The organism is Roseivivax sp. CAU 1753, from assembly GCF_054482575.1.
This window is the reverse complement of sequence record NZ_JBTLRF010000004.1, coordinates 39,472-58,702: the sequence shown is the minus strand read 5'-3', so window position 1 is coordinate 58,702 and position 19,231 is coordinate 39,472. Positions and strand designations below refer to the sequence as shown.

Annotated in this window: 16 protein-coding genes, 1 tRNA gene and 1 pseudogene; 10 read left to right on the top strand and 8 right to left on the bottom strand. The window is 61.5% G+C overall.

The annotated features are described in order from the left end of the window. Positions 1-82: 82 nt before the first annotated feature. The 5 genes from ACXYMN_RS10025 (at position 83) to ACXYMN_RS10005 (ending at position 6,214) form a co-directional block, all read left to right on the top strand. A complete protein-coding gene (locus ACXYMN_RS10025) occupies positions 83-1,417 on the top strand; it encodes a glutamine synthetase family protein (protein WP_459013806.1) in 1,335 nt (444 codons plus the stop codon). 86 nt (positions 1,418-1,503) lie between these two features. Then, complete coding sequence (locus ACXYMN_RS10020) at positions 1,504-2,193, top strand: type 1 glutamine amidotransferase (protein ID WP_459013474.1); 690 nt, start codon at positions 1,504-1,506, stop codon at positions 2,191-2,193. Next, a complete protein-coding gene (locus ACXYMN_RS10015; RefSeq protein ID WP_459013473.1) occupies positions 2,186-3,547 on the top strand; it encodes a glutamine synthetase family protein in 1,362 nt (453 codons plus the stop codon). Before ACXYMN_RS10020 ends, ACXYMN_RS10015 begins: the two co-directional genes overlap by 8 nt. A gap of 83 nt (positions 3,548-3,630) precedes the next feature. Next, positions 3,631-4,935, top strand: coding sequence for an NAD(P)/FAD-dependent oxidoreductase (locus tag ACXYMN_RS10010; RefSeq protein WP_459013472.1), 1,305 nt, complete (start codon positions 3,631-3,633; stop codon positions 4,933-4,935). Positions 4,936-5,023: 88 nt separating this feature from the next. Further along, complete coding sequence (locus ACXYMN_RS10005; protein WP_459013470.1) at positions 5,024-6,214, top strand: DegT/DnrJ/EryC1/StrS family aminotransferase; 1,191 nt, start codon at positions 5,024-5,026, stop codon at positions 6,212-6,214. Between the two features lie 3 nt (positions 6,215-6,217). Here ACXYMN_RS10005 and phaR read toward each other — a convergent pair whose 3' ends face one another. The 3 genes from phaR to phaC form a co-directional block, all read right to left on the bottom strand. Next, positions 6,218-6,766, bottom strand: a complete 549-nt coding sequence (gene phaR, locus ACXYMN_RS10000) for a polyhydroxyalkanoate synthesis repressor PhaR (protein WP_459013468.1) — start codon at positions 6,764-6,766, stop codon at positions 6,218-6,220. Positions 6,767-6,979: 213 nt separating this feature from the next. Then, a complete protein-coding gene (locus ACXYMN_RS09995; RefSeq protein ID WP_459013467.1) occupies positions 6,980-7,429 on the bottom strand; it encodes a phasin, PhaP in 450 nt (149 codons plus the stop codon). A gap of 417 nt (positions 7,430-7,846) precedes the next feature. Continuing rightward, positions 7,847-9,652: a class I poly(R)-hydroxyalkanoic acid synthase gene (gene phaC, locus ACXYMN_RS09990; protein WP_459013466.1), complete on the bottom strand. Its 1,806-nt coding sequence runs from the start codon at positions 9,650-9,652 to the stop codon at positions 7,847-7,849. A gap of 108 nt (positions 9,653-9,760) precedes the next feature. On the opposite strand from phaC, the pseudogene phaZ reads away from it, so the two are divergent. Next, positions 9,761-11,023 (top strand): annotated as a pseudogene (phaZ, locus tag ACXYMN_RS09985) (polyhydroxyalkanoate depolymerase); the annotation flags it as partial. A gap of 613 nt (positions 11,024-11,636) precedes the next feature. After that, positions 11,637-12,056, top strand: coding sequence for a universal stress protein (locus ACXYMN_RS09980; protein WP_459013465.1), 420 nt, complete (start codon positions 11,637-11,639; stop codon positions 12,054-12,056). 83 nt (positions 12,057-12,139) lie between these two features. On the opposite strand, the gene rpoH is transcribed toward ACXYMN_RS09980, so the two are convergent. Further along, positions 12,140-13,036 (bottom strand): RNA polymerase sigma factor RpoH, encoded by an 897-nt coding sequence (gene rpoH / locus ACXYMN_RS09975; protein ID WP_459013464.1) that lies wholly within the window; start codon positions 13,034-13,036, stop codon positions 12,140-12,142. Between the two features lie 158 nt (positions 13,037-13,194). Next, positions 13,195-14,226 (bottom strand): RluA family pseudouridine synthase, encoded by a 1,032-nt coding sequence (locus ACXYMN_RS09970; RefSeq protein WP_459013463.1) that lies wholly within the window; start codon positions 14,224-14,226, stop codon positions 13,195-13,197. Here ACXYMN_RS09970 and ACXYMN_RS09965 point away from each other — a divergent pair. After that, positions 14,225-14,533 (top strand): DUF6476 family protein, encoded by a 309-nt coding sequence (locus ACXYMN_RS09965; RefSeq protein ID WP_459013462.1) that lies wholly within the window; start codon positions 14,225-14,227, stop codon positions 14,531-14,533. The genes ACXYMN_RS09970 and ACXYMN_RS09965 overlap by 2 nt on opposite strands. Before the next feature lie 290 nt (positions 14,534-14,823). Here ACXYMN_RS09965 and ACXYMN_RS09960 read toward each other — a convergent pair whose 3' ends face one another. Next, positions 14,824-16,827 (bottom strand): ATP-binding protein, encoded by a 2,004-nt coding sequence (locus ACXYMN_RS09960; RefSeq protein WP_459013461.1) that lies wholly within the window; start codon positions 16,825-16,827, stop codon positions 14,824-14,826. A 654-nt stretch (positions 16,828-17,481) separates the two neighbouring features. Between ACXYMN_RS09960 and ACXYMN_RS09955 the strand changes: the two genes are divergently transcribed. Next, positions 17,482-17,916: a response regulator gene (locus tag ACXYMN_RS09955; protein ID WP_459013460.1), complete on the top strand. Its 435-nt coding sequence runs from the start codon at positions 17,482-17,484 to the stop codon at positions 17,914-17,916. A 309-nt stretch (positions 17,917-18,225) separates the two neighbouring features. Here ACXYMN_RS09955 and ACXYMN_RS09950 read toward each other — a convergent pair. Continuing rightward, positions 18,226-18,302: transfer RNA gene (locus ACXYMN_RS09950), tRNA-His, on the bottom strand. Positions 18,303-18,471: 169 nt separating this feature from the next. Here ACXYMN_RS09950 and ACXYMN_RS09945 point away from each other — a divergent pair. Continuing rightward, positions 18,472-18,672, top strand: coding sequence for a DUF6324 family protein (locus ACXYMN_RS09945; RefSeq protein ID WP_459013459.1), 201 nt, complete (start codon positions 18,472-18,474; stop codon positions 18,670-18,672). Here the strand turns inward: ACXYMN_RS09945 and ACXYMN_RS09940 are convergent. Next, positions 18,650-19,150: an MmcB family DNA repair protein gene (locus ACXYMN_RS09940; RefSeq protein ID WP_459013458.1), complete on the bottom strand. Its 501-nt coding sequence runs from the start codon at positions 19,148-19,150 to the stop codon at positions 18,650-18,652. The genes ACXYMN_RS09945 and ACXYMN_RS09940 overlap by 23 nt on opposite strands. Positions 19,151-19,231: the final 81 nt, after the last annotated feature.

The following is a 19,231-nucleotide window of genomic DNA, read 5'->3' as shown; positions in this document are numbered from 1 at the left end:
ATCCGGCCCCCTTGCCTGTTTCGCCCAGCCGTGCCAGATTTGATCAAATTCCCCAAAGGCGTCCACCATGTCTTCGCTCGTGATGAAAAACTACCTCCGCAAGCACCCCGAGATCCGCACCTTCCGCGTCGCGGCCTGCGATCTGAACGGCCAGCCGCGCGGCAAGCGCGTGCCTGCGCGCTTCGGTGACAAGATCGTCGCGGACGGCACCCGTTTCCCGCTTTCGGTGCTCAATCTCGACATCTGGGGCGAAGATATCGACGACAGCCCGCTGGTCCTCGAAACCGGCGATCGCGACGGTGTGCTGCGGCCCACGGAACGCGGCTTCCTGCCGATGCCCTGGCTCGAGGCCCCCACCGCCCTGCTGCCGATCTGGATGTTCCGCGAGGACGGCCGCCCCTACGAGGGCGACCCGCGCCACGCATTGCGCGCGGTGCTCGATCGCTACACGGCGCACGGCCTGACCCCGGTCGTCGCGGTCGAGCTCGAGTTCTTCCTGATCGACGATTCGGGCCGCACGCTCGAAGTGCCGCTGTCGCCGCGGTCGGGCAAGCGCCGCAAGGCCGCCGAGACCATGTCGATCCGCGCCCTCGATGCCTTCGACACCTTCTTCACCGACCTCTACGACGCCTGCGAGGCGATGGATATTCCCGCCGACACCGCCATCTCCGAGGCGGGGCTGGGCCAGTTCGAGATCAACCTGATGCATTGCGACGACGCGCTGCGCGCCGCCGACGATGCCTGGCTCTTCAAGATGCTGGTCAAGGGGCTGGCCCGCAGCCACGGCTTCGCCGCGTCCTTCATGGCCAAACCCTATGAGGATTATCCCGGCTCCGGCATGCACGCGCATTTCTCGGTGCTCGACGCCAATGGCGACAACATTTTCGACGATGGCGGCTCGCAGGGCACCGACACGCTGCGCCACGCGCTGGCGGGGTGCCTTGCAGCGATGAAGGATTCCGCGCTGATCTACGCGCCGCATCTCAATTCCTATGACCGGCTCGTGCCGGGGGCGCATGCGCCGACCGGGCTGTGCTGGGCCTACGAGAACCGCACCGCCGCCCTGCGCGTGCCTTCGGGTGCGCCCGCCGCCCGCCGCATCGAACACCGGGTGTCGGGCGGCGACGTGAATCCCTATCTCTCGGTTGCGGCGATCCTCGGGGCCGCGCTCAACGGCATCGAGGACAAGGCCGCGCCGCCGCCGCCGATCAGCGGCAACGCCTATGCGCTCGACCTGGAACACATGCCCGACAACTGGTCCGATGCCATCACCCTGTTCGAACAGAGCGCGATCATGCCGCGGATCTTTTCGGCGGAACTGATCAACAATTACCTGCTGACCAAAAAGCAGGAACGCCACTACATGGCCGAGCTTTCCCCCAAGGAGCAGGTCGAGATATACCTTGATACGGTATGACCTCTGCCGCCGCGTGACGACCGACCACCCACCGAAACCAAGCGACCGAAACTGCCCCTACGACCGAAACCCACATCTGGTGATCCATGAAAATCGGCATCCTTCTGACAGGCCTGGTCCCGGCTGAAATCTCTGACCGCCCGGACCAGTATTCGGCGTTCTTCGAGACGCTGCTGGGCGACCGGGGCTTTATCTTCCAGACCTGGCGCGTGGTCGATGGTGAATTTCCGGACGGCCCCGACGACGCCGATGGCTGGCTGATCACCGGGTCGCGGCACGGTGTCTATGACGATCTGCCGTGGATCGCGCCGCTCGAGGCGCTGATCCGCCAGATCTATGCCGACGGACGCCCGCTGATCGGGGTCTGCTTCGGCCACCAGATCATCGCCCAGGCGCTGGGAGGCCAGGTCGAGAAGTTCGACAAGGGCTGGTCGGTGGGTCCGACCGATTATGCCTTCCCGGACGGGCCGTTGAAGATCCACGCCTGGCACCAGGATCAGGTCATCACCCCGCCCGCCGATGCCCGCGTCATAGCCTCGAGCGACTTCTGCACCAACGCCGCCCTGCTCTATGGCAAGCGCGCCTATACGGTGCAGCCGCATCCCGAATTCGACGACGCCTTCCTTGGCCTGCTGCTCGACAAGCGCGGCAAGGGCGTCGTTCCCGACAGCCACCTGGCAACGGCGCGCGATGCCATCGGGCGTCCGCTCGATCGCGACCGGATCGCGGACCAGTTCGCCCGCTTCTTCCGCGGCGAGGAGATCTTCCATGAGTGACTGGACCGACACCCTGCCCGAAGCCGCGCACAGCTACCTCGAAGGCCGGCGCCTCGACGAGGTCGAGTGCATCATCTCGGACATTCCGGGCATCGCCCGCGGCAAGGCGGTGCCGGCGTCGAAATTCGCGCGGCAGAAGGTGTTCCATCTGCCCGACTCGATCTTCTTCCAGACCATCACCGGCGACTGGAGCGAGGCGGCCGACGAGGAAGAGGGCTTCATCGAGCGAGACATGATCCTCAAGCCGGACATGAACACCGCCACCGCCGCCCCCTGGACCGCCGACTGGACGCTGCAGGTGATCCACGACGCCTACGACCGCAAGGACCAGCCGATCCCCTTCGCGCCGCGCAATGTGCTCAAGCGGGTGGTCGAGCTTTATCGCAAGCAGGGCTGGCAGCCCATCGTCGCCCCCGAGATGGAGTTCTACCTGGTTGCCCGCAACGTCGATCCGGCGCAGGACATCATGCCGATGATCGGGCGCACCGGGCGCCCCGCCGCCGCGCGCCAGGCCTATTCGATGACCGCTGTTGACGAGTTCGGACCCGTGATCGACGACATCTACGATTTTGCCGAAGCCCAGGGCTTCGAGATCGACGGCATCACCCAGGAAGGCGGCGCCGGGCAGCTTGAGATCAACCTGCTGCACGGCGATCCGGTGAAGCTGGCCGACGAGGTGTTCTACTTCAAGCGGCTGATCCGCGAGGCGGCGCTGCGGCACGATTGCTTCGCGACCTTCATGGCCAAGCCGATCGCGGACGAGCCCGGATCGGCGATGCACATCCACCACTCGGTCAACGACATCAAGACCGGAAAATCCATCTTCTCGGGCCCGCAACGCGGCGAGACGGACGCCTTTTTCCACTTCATCGGCGGTTTGCAGACCTACCTGCCCGCCGCCACCGCGGTGATGGCCCCTTACGTCAATTCCTATCGCCGCTACGTCCGCGACCATGCCGCGCCGATCAACCTTGAATGGGCCCGGGACAATCGCACCACCGGCATCCGCATCCCGTTGTCGGGACCGGAATCGCGCCGGGTGGAAAACCGGCTCGCGGGGATGGACTGCAACCCGTACCTCGGCATCGCGGCGTCGCTGGCCTGCGGTTATCTCGGCATGATGGAGGAACGCTGGCCCTCCAAGCAGTTCAAGGGCGACGCCTATGACGGCGATGGCGATCTGCCCCGGGTGCTGGGTCAGGCGCTCGAGATATTCGAGGCGGCAACCGCCCTGCACGAGGTGCTCGGGCCCGAATTCGCGCGGGTCTATTCGATTGTCAAACGCTCGGAATACGAGGAGTTCCTGCAGGTCATCAGCCCGTGGGAACGCGAGCATCTGCTGCTCAACGTCTGAGCATCTGGCGCTGCCGGGGGGCTGTCTGCCCCCCAGACCCCCCGAGAGTATTTCCGGTCCAGTCGTAACGAAAGGACGCGCCTTTGGATCTGCTTTTCGCCAATGACAGGCGCGGTCGGTATCCTGACAGCTGGTATGCCGCGACCGCCGATCTGCCCGAGGCCAGCGCGCCGTTGCGCGGTGCCGCCAGGGCCGATGTCTGCATCGTGGGCGCGGGCTATACCGGGCTTTCGGCGGCGCTGCACCTGGCCGAGGCCGGGCGCGATGTGGTGCTGCTCGAGGCGCATCGCGCGGGTTTCGGGGCGTCGGGGCGCAATGGAGGTCAGTTGGGATCGGGACAGCGCATCGACCAGGTGGGACTCGAGAAGATGCTCGGGCGCGAGGATGCGCGCCGGTACTGGGATCTCGGGGAGGACGCCAAGAGACTGGTGAAGGATCTGATCGCGCGGCACGATATCGCGTGTCATCTCAAGCCCGGCGTCGCCGAAAGCGCGTCGAGCGTGGCGGGGGTGCGGGCGCTTGAAGCGCATGCGGAGCACATGGCAGCGCGGTACGATTATCCGCATATCGAGACATTCTCGGCCGAGGCCTGGCACGCGCTTTGCCCCTCGCCTGCCTACCGGGGCGGCGTTCTGGACCACGATGCCGCGCATCTGCACCCGTTGCGGTTTGCGCTGGGGCTGGCGCGCGCGTGCGAGGCGGCGGGGGTGCGGATTTTTGAGGGCAGCCATGTTCATCACGTCGAGGACGGTCGCCCCGCCACCGTGCAGACCGATGCCGGGCGCGTCGCGGCGGAGCACGTGATCCTGGCGGGCAACGGCTATCTTGGCGGGCTGTCGGGGCAGGTGGCCGGGCGCGTCATGCCGATCAACAATTTCATCGTCGCGACCGAACCGCTGGGCGCGCGCGGCGCCGAGGTGCTGGGCCGCGACGTGGCGCTGGCCGACGACCGGTTCGTGGTGAACTACTTCCGGCTGTCGCATGACGGGCGGCTGCTGTTCGGCGGCGGCGAAAGCTATGGCTACCGGTTTCCCGACGATATCCGCGCCGTGGTGTCGAAACCCATGCTCGAGGTGTTCCCGGGCCTGCGCGATGTGCGGCTCGACTATGCCTGGGGCGGCACCCTTGCCATCACCCGCAAGCGCCTGCCCTATCTTGCGCGGACAGGTCGACGCATCCTGTCCGCGTCCGGCTATTCCGGCCATGGGCTGGGCACCGCGACCCATGCCGGGAAACTCATGGCGCGCGCGGTCATGGGCGAGACGGATGGCTTCGATGCGATGTCGCGCCTGCCGACGCCGCGCTTTCCGGGACGGGGCGCGCTGCGGACACCGCTTCTGGCGCTTGCGATGAGCTGGTACGCGTTGCGCGACCGGCTGGGTCTCTGACCCGCGTCGCCGGGTCGCGGGCCATTAGTGCTTGGCGGCACCGCGAACGGACATTAACACTTTCGGCGACAAGAGGCAGGAGAGACCGATGACGCGCATCCCCGACATGCACGACGCAGAACCGATCCCCGAGGCCGCCCGCGCCGAGGTGGAACGGCTGTTTTCGACCGGTGACCTGTTTCGCTATCACACCACCGAGAACAATCCCGTCACGCTTCTGGAAGACGAATTCGCCGCGCTGCTCGGCAGCCGCTACGCGCTTGCGGTCTCAAGCTGTTCGGCGGCGCTGTTTCTGGCGCTCAAGGCGCTCGATCTGCCGCGCGACGCCCGCGTGCTGCTGCCAGGGTTTACCTTTGCCGCCGTGCCGTCGTCGGTGATCCATGCCGATTGCGTGCCGGTCCTGTGCGAAGTGGGGGACGATTTCCGCGTCGATCTGGCGGATTTCGAGGCCCGGATCGACGGCGTCTCGGCGGTCATCATCAGCCACATGCGCGGCCACACCTCGGACATGGACGCGATCCTGCGCATTGCCGCCCGACACGACGTGCCGGTGATCGAGGATGCGGCGCACAGCCTTGGCACCACCTGGGGCGGGCGCAATATCGGGACACTGGGCGCGATGGGCTGTTTCAGCTTCCAGAGCTACAAGCTGGTGAATGCCGGCGAAGGCGGGCTGCTGGTCACCGACGATGCGGATCTGGTGGCGCGCGCCATCATCATGTCGGGCGCTTATGAGCAGAACTGGAAAAAGCACAGCGCCGTCGACGCGGCTTGTGCGCGCTGGCAGAACAAGCTGCCGCTTTACAACCTGCGCCTGTCGAACCTGTCCGCCGCGATCATCCGTCCGCAGCTGGCCGAGATCCCGCGAAGGGTGCGCGACGGGCGGCGCAACCACGACTACGTGGCCGCGATCCTGCGCCGGTCCGAGTGGTTCGATGTGCCGCACCCGCTTGGCCCCGAGCAACGCGCGCCCGACTCGCTTCAGTTCAACCTGTGCGGAATGTCCGATGCCGACGTGCGGGCCTTCGTCGCCGCCGCGTCGGAGATCGGCGTCAAGGTGCAGGCCTTTGGCCTCAGCCGCGACAATGCCCGCGCCTTCTGGAACTGGGAATTTCTGCCCGAACGACCGCACCTGCCCCGGACCCGCGCGATGCTGATGCGGGCCTGCGACACCCGCCTGCCCGCGCGCCTCTCGCTCGAGCAATGCGCGGCGGTGGCCGATGCGCTGGTCGGTGCCGCCGAAAGCGTGATGGGACCGGCCCGCGCCTACGGCACCTGAGCCTCAGCCGCCAAGCTTCGATATCTTCTTCTGCAGCTCGGCGAAGTCCTTTTTCAGCGCTTCCAGTTCGGCTTTGGTCTCGGGGGCGCCTTTCGCGTCGTCGGCGTGCGACCCGGCGGTGCCGCCGGTCATCGCCTTCATGAAGGCATCCTGCTGCGCCTGCATCGCCTCGAACCCGGGCATCTTGGCGATCGGGTTCATGGCCCCCATGTTCTCGACCCATTTCGACTGGCTGTCGCGGAACATCTCGAAGCTTTGGGCCAGGAACTGCGGCACCATCGACGTCGCCTTGCTGGTGTAGCTGCGCACCAGGTCGTTCAGGATGTTGACCGGCAGCACCGACTCGCCCCGGCTTTCATGCTCGGCGATGATCTGCAGCAGGTATTGCCGCGTCAGGTCGTCGCCGGATTTCAGATCGACGATCTGCACCTCGCGCCCATCGCGGATGAACCCGGCGATGTCCTCAAGCGTAACGTAGTCGCTGGTCTCGGTGTTGTAGAGCCTGCGGGACGCGTAGCGCTTGATGAGAAGGGGCTTGTCAGTCTTGGCCAAGTCTCGGCCTCCCAATTTGCAAATGCAGCTGTGCACAAACCCTACGCTGCAGCCCAGCATATGAGCAAGGCTTGTCGTCACACTTCGCAACACGGGCCCGTCGGAAACCGGCGCCGAAACGAAAAAAGGCGGACCCGAAGGTCCGCCCCAGGTTGCGCGCGCCTCTCAGGGAGGAGGGAGGGTGCGCAATTCCTGTCGACGTGTCGCGTTCGATTACTTCGAAGCGGCGGTCGCTTTCTTGGCGGTCGCGGTCATGTCCGCGGTTGCCTTCTTGAAGGTCGCCGATGCGTCCTCGGAGATGTCCTTGCCAGCGGCCATCATCAGCTCGACGGTGTCCATCTGAACCTTTTTCGCGATCTCGGCGAAAGCGGCCATGTGCTCGGAAGTCACTTCAGCCTGGGCCGATGCGAAATCGGTGATGGCTTTGGCGTAGTCGGCAGGCTCGGCTTTGGCTTTGGCCAGATCGCCCATTTTCGCCAGCGTGTCGCGGGTCCACTTGGCGGACAGCTCGGACGACTTCTCGGCGGCTTCGAGTGCAACACCCGAGAGCTTCTCGTTCAGGGACGCCTGGGTCTTGAACGCGTCTTCCATCGACTTCGTGTCGACCGGGAATGCGCCCATCATGTCTTTCATCATCGCGGTGAAGTCTTGTTGCTTAGCCATCTCGTTAATCCTTTTCGCTTACTTGTCTGCGGCGGGCCCACCCCGTCGCTGTCGTTGAAGCATGGGATGAATATGCATGCTGCACCGCAGCATTTCAAGCCTAATCGCTGCGTCGCAGCATAATTTTTGCAAGGAGTTGCCAAGGCTTTGAAACGACGTCAGGAAATGATGCGGCTTCGCGCCCACAGGCGCGCGGAAGATCCGGTGAAACGCCGCATTCCGGCCTGTTTTTCTGCGAATCGTCGGTGTCGGGGGTCCTGTCGGTCGGCTTTTCAAAAACCCCGACGCGCCCGTTCGGGGCCGTGCGACGCGGCCAGTCCACTGCCCCGTGCCTGCCCCGATGCGCCCCGTGCACACTGTGCGAGGCCCGGTGTCCGGCGCGCCGGAGTCGGGCGCGCCGGGGCGGTCGCTCTGCGGTCAGGATTGGATCTCGCGCGCCTTGACCATGACGTAGGTGCCGGGGGCCGGGCCAAGCGACGGGTGCTTGGCATCCCCGGGCGTCCGGGCCGCGACCAACTTGCCGGAATGCCCGGCCAGCCACGTCTCCCAGACCGGCCACCACGACCCCGCGTGATGGACGGCGTTCTGCTTCCAATCCTCGGCGGTGCCGTCGAAATCGTCGTTCAGATAATGGCCGTACTTGTTCTTGGACGGCGGGTTCACGATGCCCGCGATATGGCCCGATTCCGACAGGATGAAGGTCCGGTCCTTGGACCCCATCATGCTTACGCCGCGGTAGCAGTCCGGCCAGGCCGCGATGTGGTCCGTCTCGCACGCGATCGAGCAAAGCGGCACGTCCACATCCTCGATCTTCAGCGTCTCTCCCAACAGTTCGATCCCCTGCCCGTCGCAGAACGCGTTGTCCTGACAGAGCCTGCGCAGATACTGCACCGCCATGCGGGCCGGCAGGTTCGAACCGTCGCCATTCCAGTACAAAAGATCGAAGGCCGGCGGCGTCTGGCCCATCATGTAGTTCTGGATCAACGGCCGATAGATCAGATCGTTCGAGCGCAGATAGGAAAACGTGCGCGCCATGATGAAGGACCGCAGCACGCCGGACTTCTCGACTTCTTCCTCGATGCCGTTGATGAAATCGTCCTGCAGGAACGGCGTGAACTCGCCCTGATCGGAGAAATCGGTCAGCGTGGTAAAGAAGGTGGCAGACCGGATCGATTTGTCGCCGCGCTTCTTCATCAGCGCCAGCGTCATCGACAGGGTCGTGCCCGCGATACAGTAGCCGATGCAGTTGACCTGCTTCTGTTTGGTGATCGCCTTTACCTCATCGATGGCGGTCAGGTAGCCCTCCTCGATATAGGTGTCGATGCCGACATCGCGGTATTCCGGGCCCGGATTGACCCAGCTCACCACAAACAGCGTGTAGCCCTGATCGACCACCCAGCGGATAAAGCTGTTCTTCTCGCGCAGATCGAGAATGTAGAACTTGTTGATCCAGGGCGGGAACAGGATGATCGGGGTCTGCTTCACCTTTTCGGTCGTGGGGTGGTACTGGATGATCTCCATCATCCGGTTGCGAAAGATCACCTCGCCCTTTGCCGTGGCGATGTTCTCGCCGATCTTGAAGGCGTCTTCATCGGCAAGCTTCACAACCAGCTCGCCGTCGTTCGCCTCCAGGTCCGCGATCAGGTTCTCCATCCCCTTGACCAGGCTCTCCCCCTCGGTCTCGATGGCCTTTTCCAGCACATCCGGGTTCGTCGACATGAAGTTCGTCGGGGCCATCATGTCGATGATCTGGGTCGCGAAGTACCTCAGGCGCTGCTTCTCCTTCGGGTCCATGTCGTCGATGGCGTCGACCGCCTGCTCGAGCGCGCGGGAATGGATCAGGTACTGCTGCTTGATGAAGTTGAAATAGGGATGCGTGTCCCACAGCGGGTTCGAAAAGCGCTTGTCGGACGGTCCCGAATCGTCTGGTGCCCTGAACGTCCCCGACGCCAGCGCCTTTTGCGCCGCGGTCAGGTGCTTCACCGTATCCGACCAATAGGAAAACTGCTGTTCGATGACCTGCCCGGGGTTCTGCATCCACGCCTGCCAATAGCCCTGGACGGCCTTGGCATACACCTCGTGATCGGGCGCCTGCAGTGCCGGACCCAGCGGTTTGCGCTTGGTCATCGCCGCGATCAGGCGCTGCGACAATTCCTCCACCCGCGACAGGTTCTGTGTGAACTTCTCCACATTCTTATCTGAGTCCAAGGTCTCTGTTGTCATTTTCCGAGTTCCCCCTTACTTTTGCTGCTACGCAGAAATTTATCGCCCAAGTGCGGATGGGACCTTACCGGCCCACATTCTGTTTCCAGGCGAAAGGAGTCCACACTAATGCGATACATGGCCACCTATGACATGATGGAGACCGTGCGTAACACCAACCAGTGGTTGGGTGCCACCGCCCGGACGATTGCATCCCTGCCAGGCCTCGCAATGATTCCAAACCCCGCAATCCGGTGGGTCGAGGCTTGGGGCGAAGTGACCGAACGCAGCTTCGAACGCATGGTCATCAAGCCCGACTGGCGTATCGATACCTTCACCTGCGAAGACGGCCGAGACCATATCGTGACGCCGAAGACCGTCGTCAGCCGACCCTTCGGCGATCTCGTCCACTTCGAAGTGACCGGTCGCAAGAAACAGCCACGCCGCATTCTCCTGGTCGCGCCGATGTCCGGGCATTACGCAACGCTCCTTCGCTCGACGGTGAAATCGCTCATCACCAATTGTGAAGTCTATGTCACGGACTGGCACAACGCGAGGGACATTCCCGTCAGTTCCGGTAAATTCGACGTCGAGGATTATACCCTCTACCTCGTGGACTTCATGCGCGAACTGGGCCCCGACACCCATGTGATCGCGGTCTGCCAGCCAGCGCCGCTGACCCTCGCGGCCACCGCCTACCTGGCCGAGGAAGATCCCGACGCACAGCCCCGCACCCTGACCCTGATCGGCGGTCCGATCGACCCCGAAGCCGCGCCGACCGAGGTTACCGACTTCGGCGCTCGGGTGACCATGGGCCAGCTCGAGGAGAGCATGTGTCAGCGCGTCGGCTTCAAGTATGCCGGTGTCGGTCGCCGGGTCTACCCCGGCCTGCTGCAGCTGTCCTCCTTCATCGCGATGAACTCCGAAACCCATATCGAGGCGTTCAACGAACAGATCCGCCGCGTCGCCCGGGGCGAGGCGTCCGACTACGACAAGCACAACAAGTTCTACGACGAATACCTCGCCGTGATGGACATGCCGGCCGAGTTCTACCTCTCGACCGTTGATCGGATCTTCAAGCGCTGCGAGATCGCCAACAACGAGTTCACCGTTCAGGGCAAACACGTCGATATCGGCAAGATCACCAATGTCGCGGTCAAGACCGTCGAGGGCACCAACGACGACATCTCGGCCCCCGGCCAGTGCATCGCCGCGCTCGATCTGCTGACCGGCCTGCCCGACGACATGAAGGCCTCCCATCTCGAGGACGGTGCCGGGCACTATGGCATCTTCGCGGGCCGCAGCTGGCGCGACAACATCCGCCCGCTGGTCCTGAACTTCATCGACGCCAATTCCGGCACGCGTCGCAAGGCCGGACGCAGATCCGCCGCTGCCGAGGCATCCGTCGCCAAGCCGAAGGTCGCAACTGACACCCCCAAGGCCCAGCCGAAGGCTGCCGCCGAGGCCCCCAAGGCCCAGCCGAAGGCTGCCGCCGAGGCCCCCAAGGCCCAGCCGAAGGCTGCCGCCGAGGCCCCCAAGGCACAGCCGAAGGCTGCCGCCGAGGCCCCCAAGGCACAGCCGAAGGCTGCCGCCGAGGCCCCCAAGGCACAGCCGAAGGCTGCCGCCGAGGCGCCCAAGGCCCAGCCGAAGGCGCAGGCGGAAAACGCCGCCGAGGCTCCCAAGGCAAAGCCTGCAGACGCGTCCAAGGCCAAGTCGCAAAACGCCGCCTGAGCCACTCACTCTTGAAGACCACGACGCGCCCGGGCAACGCCCGGGCGTTTGTCGTTCCAGCAGGCGTTACCGCGCCTTGGCAGCGACCTTGCCCGCCGCTGCCCCCGGCACCAAGCACCCCGTGCCACACCAGGTGGCGCCCGCCCCGACCACCAACCCTGCCGTTTTGACTTAAGACAAGGTTGCGCCCCGCGCGGGCCGCTAAGGTCTGCAATCAACCCCTTTCCTGCGCGGGTCCGCCCGGGCAGCCTTCCCAAACCAAAGGAGACCGGGAATGTTCAAACATATCATGGCACCCGTCGATCTGGCCCATATCGAACGCCTCGCGCGCGCGCTTGCGGTAACCGCGGATGCCGCCAAGCATTACGGCGCCAAGGTCACATTTGTATCGGCAACAGCCTCGACCCCCGGATCCGTGGCGCATTCCCCCGAAGAATTTCGCGACAAACTTGCGGATTTCGCGGCCAGCCAAGCCTCGGAACACGGCATCGACGCGACGTCCCATCCGCTTGTGTTGCACGATGCGGCGGTCGATCTCGACCATGCCCTGCTCAAGGCCGTCGACGCGCTTGACGTGGACCTCGTGATCATGGCCTCGCACAAGCCAAGCCTCGCGGATTACTTCTGGTCGTCGAATGGCGGGGCCATCGCCGGACATGCAGGCGTCTCGGTCATGATCGTGCGCGACATCTGAATGCACCACGCACGCGAAAGCCGCCGGAACGCTCTCCGGCGGCTTTCATTCTGTCGACCGTCAGGGGCCCTGCCCGAAGCAGTTCAGTTGGCGGGCATGATCCCCTGCGCCTTTGCCAATTCGGTCATCCGCTTTTGCAATTTCTCGAAGGCACGCACTTCGATCTGCCGGATACGCTCGCGGCTGACGTCGTATTCGCCGCTGAGATCCTCCAGCGTCATCGGCTTTTCGGCCAGTCGCCGCTTGGTCAGGATATCCTTCTCGCGATCGTTCAGGACTTCCATGGACTCGGCCAGAAGGGCCCGCCGGATATCCAGCTCGTCTTTTGCCTCATAGTCCTGGGCCTGGTTCGCGTCCTCATCCTCGAGCCAGTCCTGCCACTGCATCGACCCGTCGTCTTCCTGCCCGACCTGCGCGTTGAGCGATGCATCGCCCCCCGACATCCGCCGGTTCATCGAAATCACCTCGTCCTCGGTCACGCCCAGATCGTGTGCGATGCGCTTGACGTGCTCGGGCCGCAGATCGCCATCTTCCAACGCGCCGATCCGGCTCTTGGCCTTGCGAAGATTGAAGAACAGCTTCTTCTGCGCCGACGTCGTACCCAGTTTGACCAGGCTCCAGGACCGCAGGATATACTCCTGAATGGCCGCTCTGATCCACCACATCGCGTAGGTCGCAAGGCGAAACCCCTTCTCGGGATCGAATCGTTTGACCGCCTGCATCAGGCCCACGTTGGCCTCCGAAATGACCTCGGCCTGCGGGAGACCGTAGCCGCGATAGCCCATGGCGATCTTGGCAGCCAGCCGCAGATGGCTGGTCACCATCTGATGCGCGGCCTCGGTATCGCCATCCTCGACCCAGCGCTTTGCCAGCATGTATTCCTGTTCGGGTTCCAGCAGCGGGAACTTGCGAATTTCCTGCAGGTACCTGCTCAGTCCCGCTTCCGGAGACGGTGCCGGAAGATTTGCGTAATTGCTCATTCCCATCCCTCCAATGTTTATTAACTTAACATCCCATATGGGAGCAAGTTGTTGGGGTTTCAAGCGTCTGGCCTGCCAGTTCTTGTTCTAGAGTAAACGCCCGAACCCGGCAGTTGGATCCCCATTTCAACGTTCTCAAGCGCATGTGCACATGTGTTTCAGGCCCCGCGAAGCGTCGCCAGAAGGCTGTCCATGTCCTCGGGCAGCGCCGCCTCGAACGACATGTGCTCGCCACTGACCGGATGCTCGAATCCCAAAGTTGCCGCGTGCAGCGCCTGGCGCGGGAATGCCGCAACGTCGTGAAGCGCCGCCTCCGGGACAGCCTTGGGGCTGATCCTGCGACGTCCGCCATAGACCGGATCGCCGACCAGCCCGAACCCCGCATGCGCCATGTGGACGCGGATCTGGTGTGTGCGCCCGGTTTCGAGCCGGCATTCCAAAAGCGCGAGTGCTGCCGGGTGGCCGAACGTCTCCAGAACCCGTGCGCGGGTAATCGCGTGCCGTCCCTGCCCGTCAAAGTAGACCGCCTGCCGTTGCCTGTCAGTCTTGTGCCGTGCGAGGCCGGTGGTGATCTTCATCACATTGCCAGGCTCAAAGGACACACCGCGTATGCCCCGCAACCGCGGATCCCCGGTATCCGGCACCCCGTGGCACAGCGCCAGATAACGCCGCTCCACGCTGTGCGCCTCGAATTGGTTGGCCAACCCGTGATGCGCACGGTCGGATTTCGCCACCACCAGCAGGCCGCTCGTATCCTTGTCGATCCGGTGAACAATGCCTGGTCGTTTTTCACCCCCGATGCCCGAAAGCGCCCCGTCGAAATGATGCAACAGCGCATTCACGAGCGTCCCCGAGGGCGAGCCCGGCGCAGGATGGACGACCATGCCCGCCGGTTTCGAGATCACGATCAGATCGTCATCTTCGTGCAAGATCTCGAGAGGGATCGCCTCGGGCCGGATATCGACCTCAAGTGCATGGGCCACTTCAATCTCGACCTGCGCACCTTCGGCAACCTTGGCCTTGGGGTCCACCGCTGCCTGGCCATCGATTCGCACCGCACCGATCGCGATCAGGGCCACCAGACGGGTTCGCGACAGTGCCGCGTCGTCTGGCACATCCCGCGCCAAGGCCTTATCAAGCCTGGAGGGTGGGTTTGGCCCGATTTCAAAACGATGCGTGGTGACGCTCATGGACGATCTTTCTCAACCTGATGCGTCGGCGCGCGGCGACGTCCGGTTCCTCAAATTTCTGGTCACAACGCTGACGGCGACGATGATCGCGGGCCTTCTAGTGATCATTGCGCTCTTTGTCATCCGCTTCCGTGAACCCGCCACGCTGGCCCTCCCGTCCGAATTGGCTATGCCGACCGGCGCACGCCCGATATCTGTTGCCACCGCGCGCGACCTGATTATCGTTGTCACTGACCAGAATGACATTTTGGTCTTCTCTCCGGCCGGAGAACTGCGTCAGGCCATCGCGCTGACGCCAGTCGAATAGATCCGCCCTGGCCTGGTTTGCGCAGGGGCCATCGACCACCGCGCCACCGAAACCGACCGCCACCTGCAGAGTTTGGTGCCAGCCCACACTATGGGTCAGCGCGCAATTTCGAGCCGAAGGCACCGACGCCGGTGCTTCAATCCGGCGCTTCTGTGCGCCACTCACGCCGAAATCATCGGGGCGCCCGATGTAGCTTGGCGTCATCCGGGTTCTCGTGGCCAAAAACCTGCTGCCGCAACTGCGATGTGGCACCGCTTCTTCGACCGCCAAGATCTGGCCCGATCGCAAGGTTACGCCGCCGCGCGCCCCGTGTCCCGCCCCATATGTCCTTTCCCCTCGGGTATGGTGAACCGGAAGACGCTGCCCCGCGCACCGCAATTTGCAACCGAAACCGTTCCGCCCCAGGCATTGACTGTTTTTTGGACAAAAGACAGGCCCAGGCCGCTGCCCTCCACGACATCTTTCGGTTTCAGCTTTTCGAACTCTTTGAAAATTCGATCATGGAACATTTCCGGAATACCTGGCCCGTCATCCTCGACCTCGACCACAACTACGCCTTCCTTACGGTATGCGCGGATCAAAAGATGGACCTCTTCCTTGTCGTGGTGTTTGACGGCATTGGAAACAAGGTTTCGCAGAACGACTTCGAACGCGGTCTGATCCACTTCGATCACTGCGACGTCGAGTAGTTGTGTCACTTGCGCCGTCTCCGGCAGACCAGTGAGCTCGATCGAGTGAGCCACGGCCTGCTCCAGTTCGAACTCAGTTGGCCGACCGGCGGCCTTTCCGACCAATGCAAAGGTCAGCAAGTCATCGATCAGGCGTGTCATTCGCTGCGATGACTGCTCGATCGTATCGAACGTATCCACCAAGTCGTCCGTCAGAGTTCCGTATTGATGAGCGAGGTCTTCCTTGAGCCATCGCGCCGACATCGACGCATGCCGTAACGGCGCCCGCAAATCATGGGCCGCGATGTTCACAAACCCCTCCAACTGCGTATTGCGTTCTTCCAATTCGGCTTTCTGAGCTTCAATGATATCACCTTGCTCCGCGATCAAGGAAATGTCGCTGCGGACGGATGCATAGATGGAGGGGGCCACGCGGGCGTCACAGACGTCGTAGGTTCGTCCGTCCTGCGTCTTGAGGATCCGGCGCACCACCTCGCCGTCACGAACCCGATCGGCAATCTCGCGCGCATGCCTATTGGCCTCGTCCCGCGTCAACTTTGGCAGAAAGACACCGTTGATGCGGGATTGCGCCAATATCTCGACAAAGGACCTGCGTTCGCGCAGCAATGCGACTTGTTCGGAAGCGTAAAGCTTGCACAGGTCATTCCAGTAGATTGGTCGCATCTCTTCATCATAGATGGTCACGAGGATATCAAGGTTCTCTAGCGCATCTGCCATGTGCTCGACAACGGCTAATTCCTGTTCAAGTTGCTTCGCCCGCCTGCGATTCCTGATACTGACCGATATCGAGGTTATTGCTATTCCAAATGCAGCACACCCTATCAAAATCCAATGCGCACCAAGCTTGGGACGACCCAAGTCCGCAATGCCAAACCACTTTTCGTGGAGATTTTGGGCCTCTGCTGGCGAAAAATTTTCAGCAATCGCTTGATCAAGATCTGCCACAACCTGTTGCAAGTCACGCCGAACTAGAAATCCACGGGGTCGGTCGGACAGGGCCGGTTCGAGAATAGTGACCCGATGATCGTCTCTGACTGCCTTTAGCAAAGACATGAAGGCTTCGGTTGCGGCGACCACGCCATCAACGCGTCCCGCGAGCAGCGCCACAAGCATTTCGGACTGCGTGTCGAAGCCCATAAGCACGACGTCATCGAGAGACGCGGCTGTGCGCGCAGCCCCTGAAGATCGGACGAATCCAATCCGCTTTCCTGAGATGACTGCATGATCCGTGATCTCCGAATCTTTTAACACGATCAGATTGTTGGTGAACCGACCTATCGACTTCGTGAAGCGCGCAAGGTTCTTTCGCTCAGGCGTTTCCGCCAATATGGGAAGAACATCGACTTCCCCACGCTCCAATAACTCAAGCATATGGCCAAGGCCGGTGGACGGAACAAATTCAAGCTCGTAGCCAGCGCGTTTTGAAAGCAATGTGATCAGATCGATTGAGTACCCCACCGGCTGATTACTTTCGTCCGTAAAGACAAACGGATGAAATTCGTTGTGCCCAACCCTAAGAGTACGATCCGCTTCGTCGCTAGAGGCTTCGACAGCCAAACCTATGGCAAAAACTGTGACCGACAAGACCCTCAGCAGGAACCACAAGGCACCCCCTTCAGACCTGCGTTTTACCTGGCAATGGGCTACGACTCGCATCGGACCTTTCCACGACGTGCTCTCTATTCTTGCGACTCACGCGTTACGAATTCGTAAAAGCATGCAAAAATTTCTGACGGAATCGTAAAATCCACGGCATGTCGATAGCAGGATTTACGGTGTATTTTTGGAACTTAAACCAGTGACTGCATTATAAATAACAGAGGACGCCCCTTTTTATCAGGGCATTCCTTCCATTATAATAATTTTCCGAAACCTTTCTTATACGTAAATGGATTTCATTAAATTTTGACACTTTCCAATTATGAGACAATTCAATTTTTTGTTTCATAACTGAATCCATTGCTGCAGATTTGCGAAGCCGACATAGTTGAACAGTGAACACACCGAATCATCGCAAGAGCACAGAAACTCAGATTCTCCATTTCTTGGACAAGGACACTCACCGACCTAAAAATAGACCATATGTGCGTCGTCGAACATCGCGAGAGCAGATTGTTGCGTCTGACTAGCTTCAAAAATTCGGCAGCATGGCGGGGCGTCAGGAGAATAAAAACTACTTAACGAGTCGATATCCTACTTTGCCACTCAACGGCCAGCACGAGCAAGCGTGATGCACAATCAAAAAAAATGGAAACTGTTATGAATGTTGTGTGTACGCCGCTTGATATCATCCTTGTCGAAGATGACGATTTCGATGCGAAAGAGGTGCGTCGGACACTCGCAAGAACTGGTACACCTGTTAACCTGAGGCGTTTCATCGATGGAGTCGACGCGTTTAAGTTCCTCAAAGGAGACGAGGGAAAACTACTAAAAAGATTTGTGATCTTGCTCGACCTGAATATGCCGCGAATGAGCGGCCTCGGATTTTTGGCTGCGATTCGCGCCGACGCACGCCTGAAAAGCATGGTCGTGATTATCATGACAACATCCCTGAATGAACGCGACATATCTGCTGCGTATGAGTTGAACGTAGCAGGATATCTACTCAAAGGCCGATATGACGGTCAGAACGAGCCGATATTGGGAACTCTTCATCGCTACTGGCAGCACGCAGAGCTACCCGTGCTGCGATAATGGAGCCGGCATTCGATTTCCCACCACTTCATCGCAAATAAAAGGCAATTCGGAATATTCACTGTCTGAACGGCCTTTCCAATTCGGCTACCGTTGATTGAAATTCCGCCCCTATGTCAGTTTGGATTTCTGGAAAGCAACTTGGGCACAACTACCATATGAAATGCACATTTTCAGCCCAGATATGTACATTGGCTTTTGCATACCGACTGGTTTCTGCGCCTTTGCACCGGTCAATTGCTGGCATGAACCGGACCCGCGCTGGCGCAAAGGCCACCTCAGATCGCACCTGTCGTATCAATGAGAAGGTGGTACCGCCTCCCCGGCTCGAACGGGGGACCTCTAGATCCACAATCTAGCACTCTAACCTACTGAGCTAAGGCGGCACTGGCGGCGGAAATACCGCTGACGCTTCTGCATTGCAAGCCCCGATTGTCAGCCCGGATCTGGCACCGGGTTGCGGATCGCTCAGGTTCGACGCGGCTTGAAATCACCGACACGGTCGCTACACCGGCTGCACGATCACGACATGCAAATTGAACCGGGAAGGCCGACATGGGCATCAACGACGAACGCGACATCGAGGCAAACCTTCAAATCGGTCCAACCGACCAGGGCATGGTACGCTTGTTCGTTGCTGCCGATGGGCTTGAGATCCCGATGGATTTTTCCCCCGACGAAGCAGAAGACATCGCCGAGGAGATCCGCGCCGCCGCAGCCGCAGCCCTGAGGGTCAACTCCAGGAAGGGGCGCTGAGACCCGCATCCGGATCCCGCATCGCCTGCAGTCGCAAAGACGCGTGCCTGGCGAATCTGCGAATCAGCGCATTTCGTCGCGCGCCCGCAAGCTTATGTTCCGGTGCCATGCGCACGATCTCGGCGTCATAGGGGTCGGCGATGATCAGTCCGGTCTCTTCCGGCAAAAGGTCGGTCGGGAAGTCCTGATCGACAGCCCAGAAATACCTGTCGCACCAGTCGAGATAGCCCTGCCACTTGCCATCGGACATGAAATCCGCCCGGGACGATTTGCATTCGACGACCCAGATTTCACCCCGTCCCCCCAATCCCATGACATCCACGCGTCGTCCGCGTTCCGGAGCGAACTCCTCGATGCAGGCAAACCCATGGGCATGGATCAGGTGTCTCGACACACCGCGCGCCAGAAGCTGGCCGGGCAACAGGGAGGGCGTATCGGGAACATTCATACCGTCAAAATACGAACAATTCATGAACATGCCAAGCCTCACTTTTTTGGCACATGATTTGCACCCATGTTAACGAAGCATAAATCACCAGCACGCAATATAGCCGGAGTG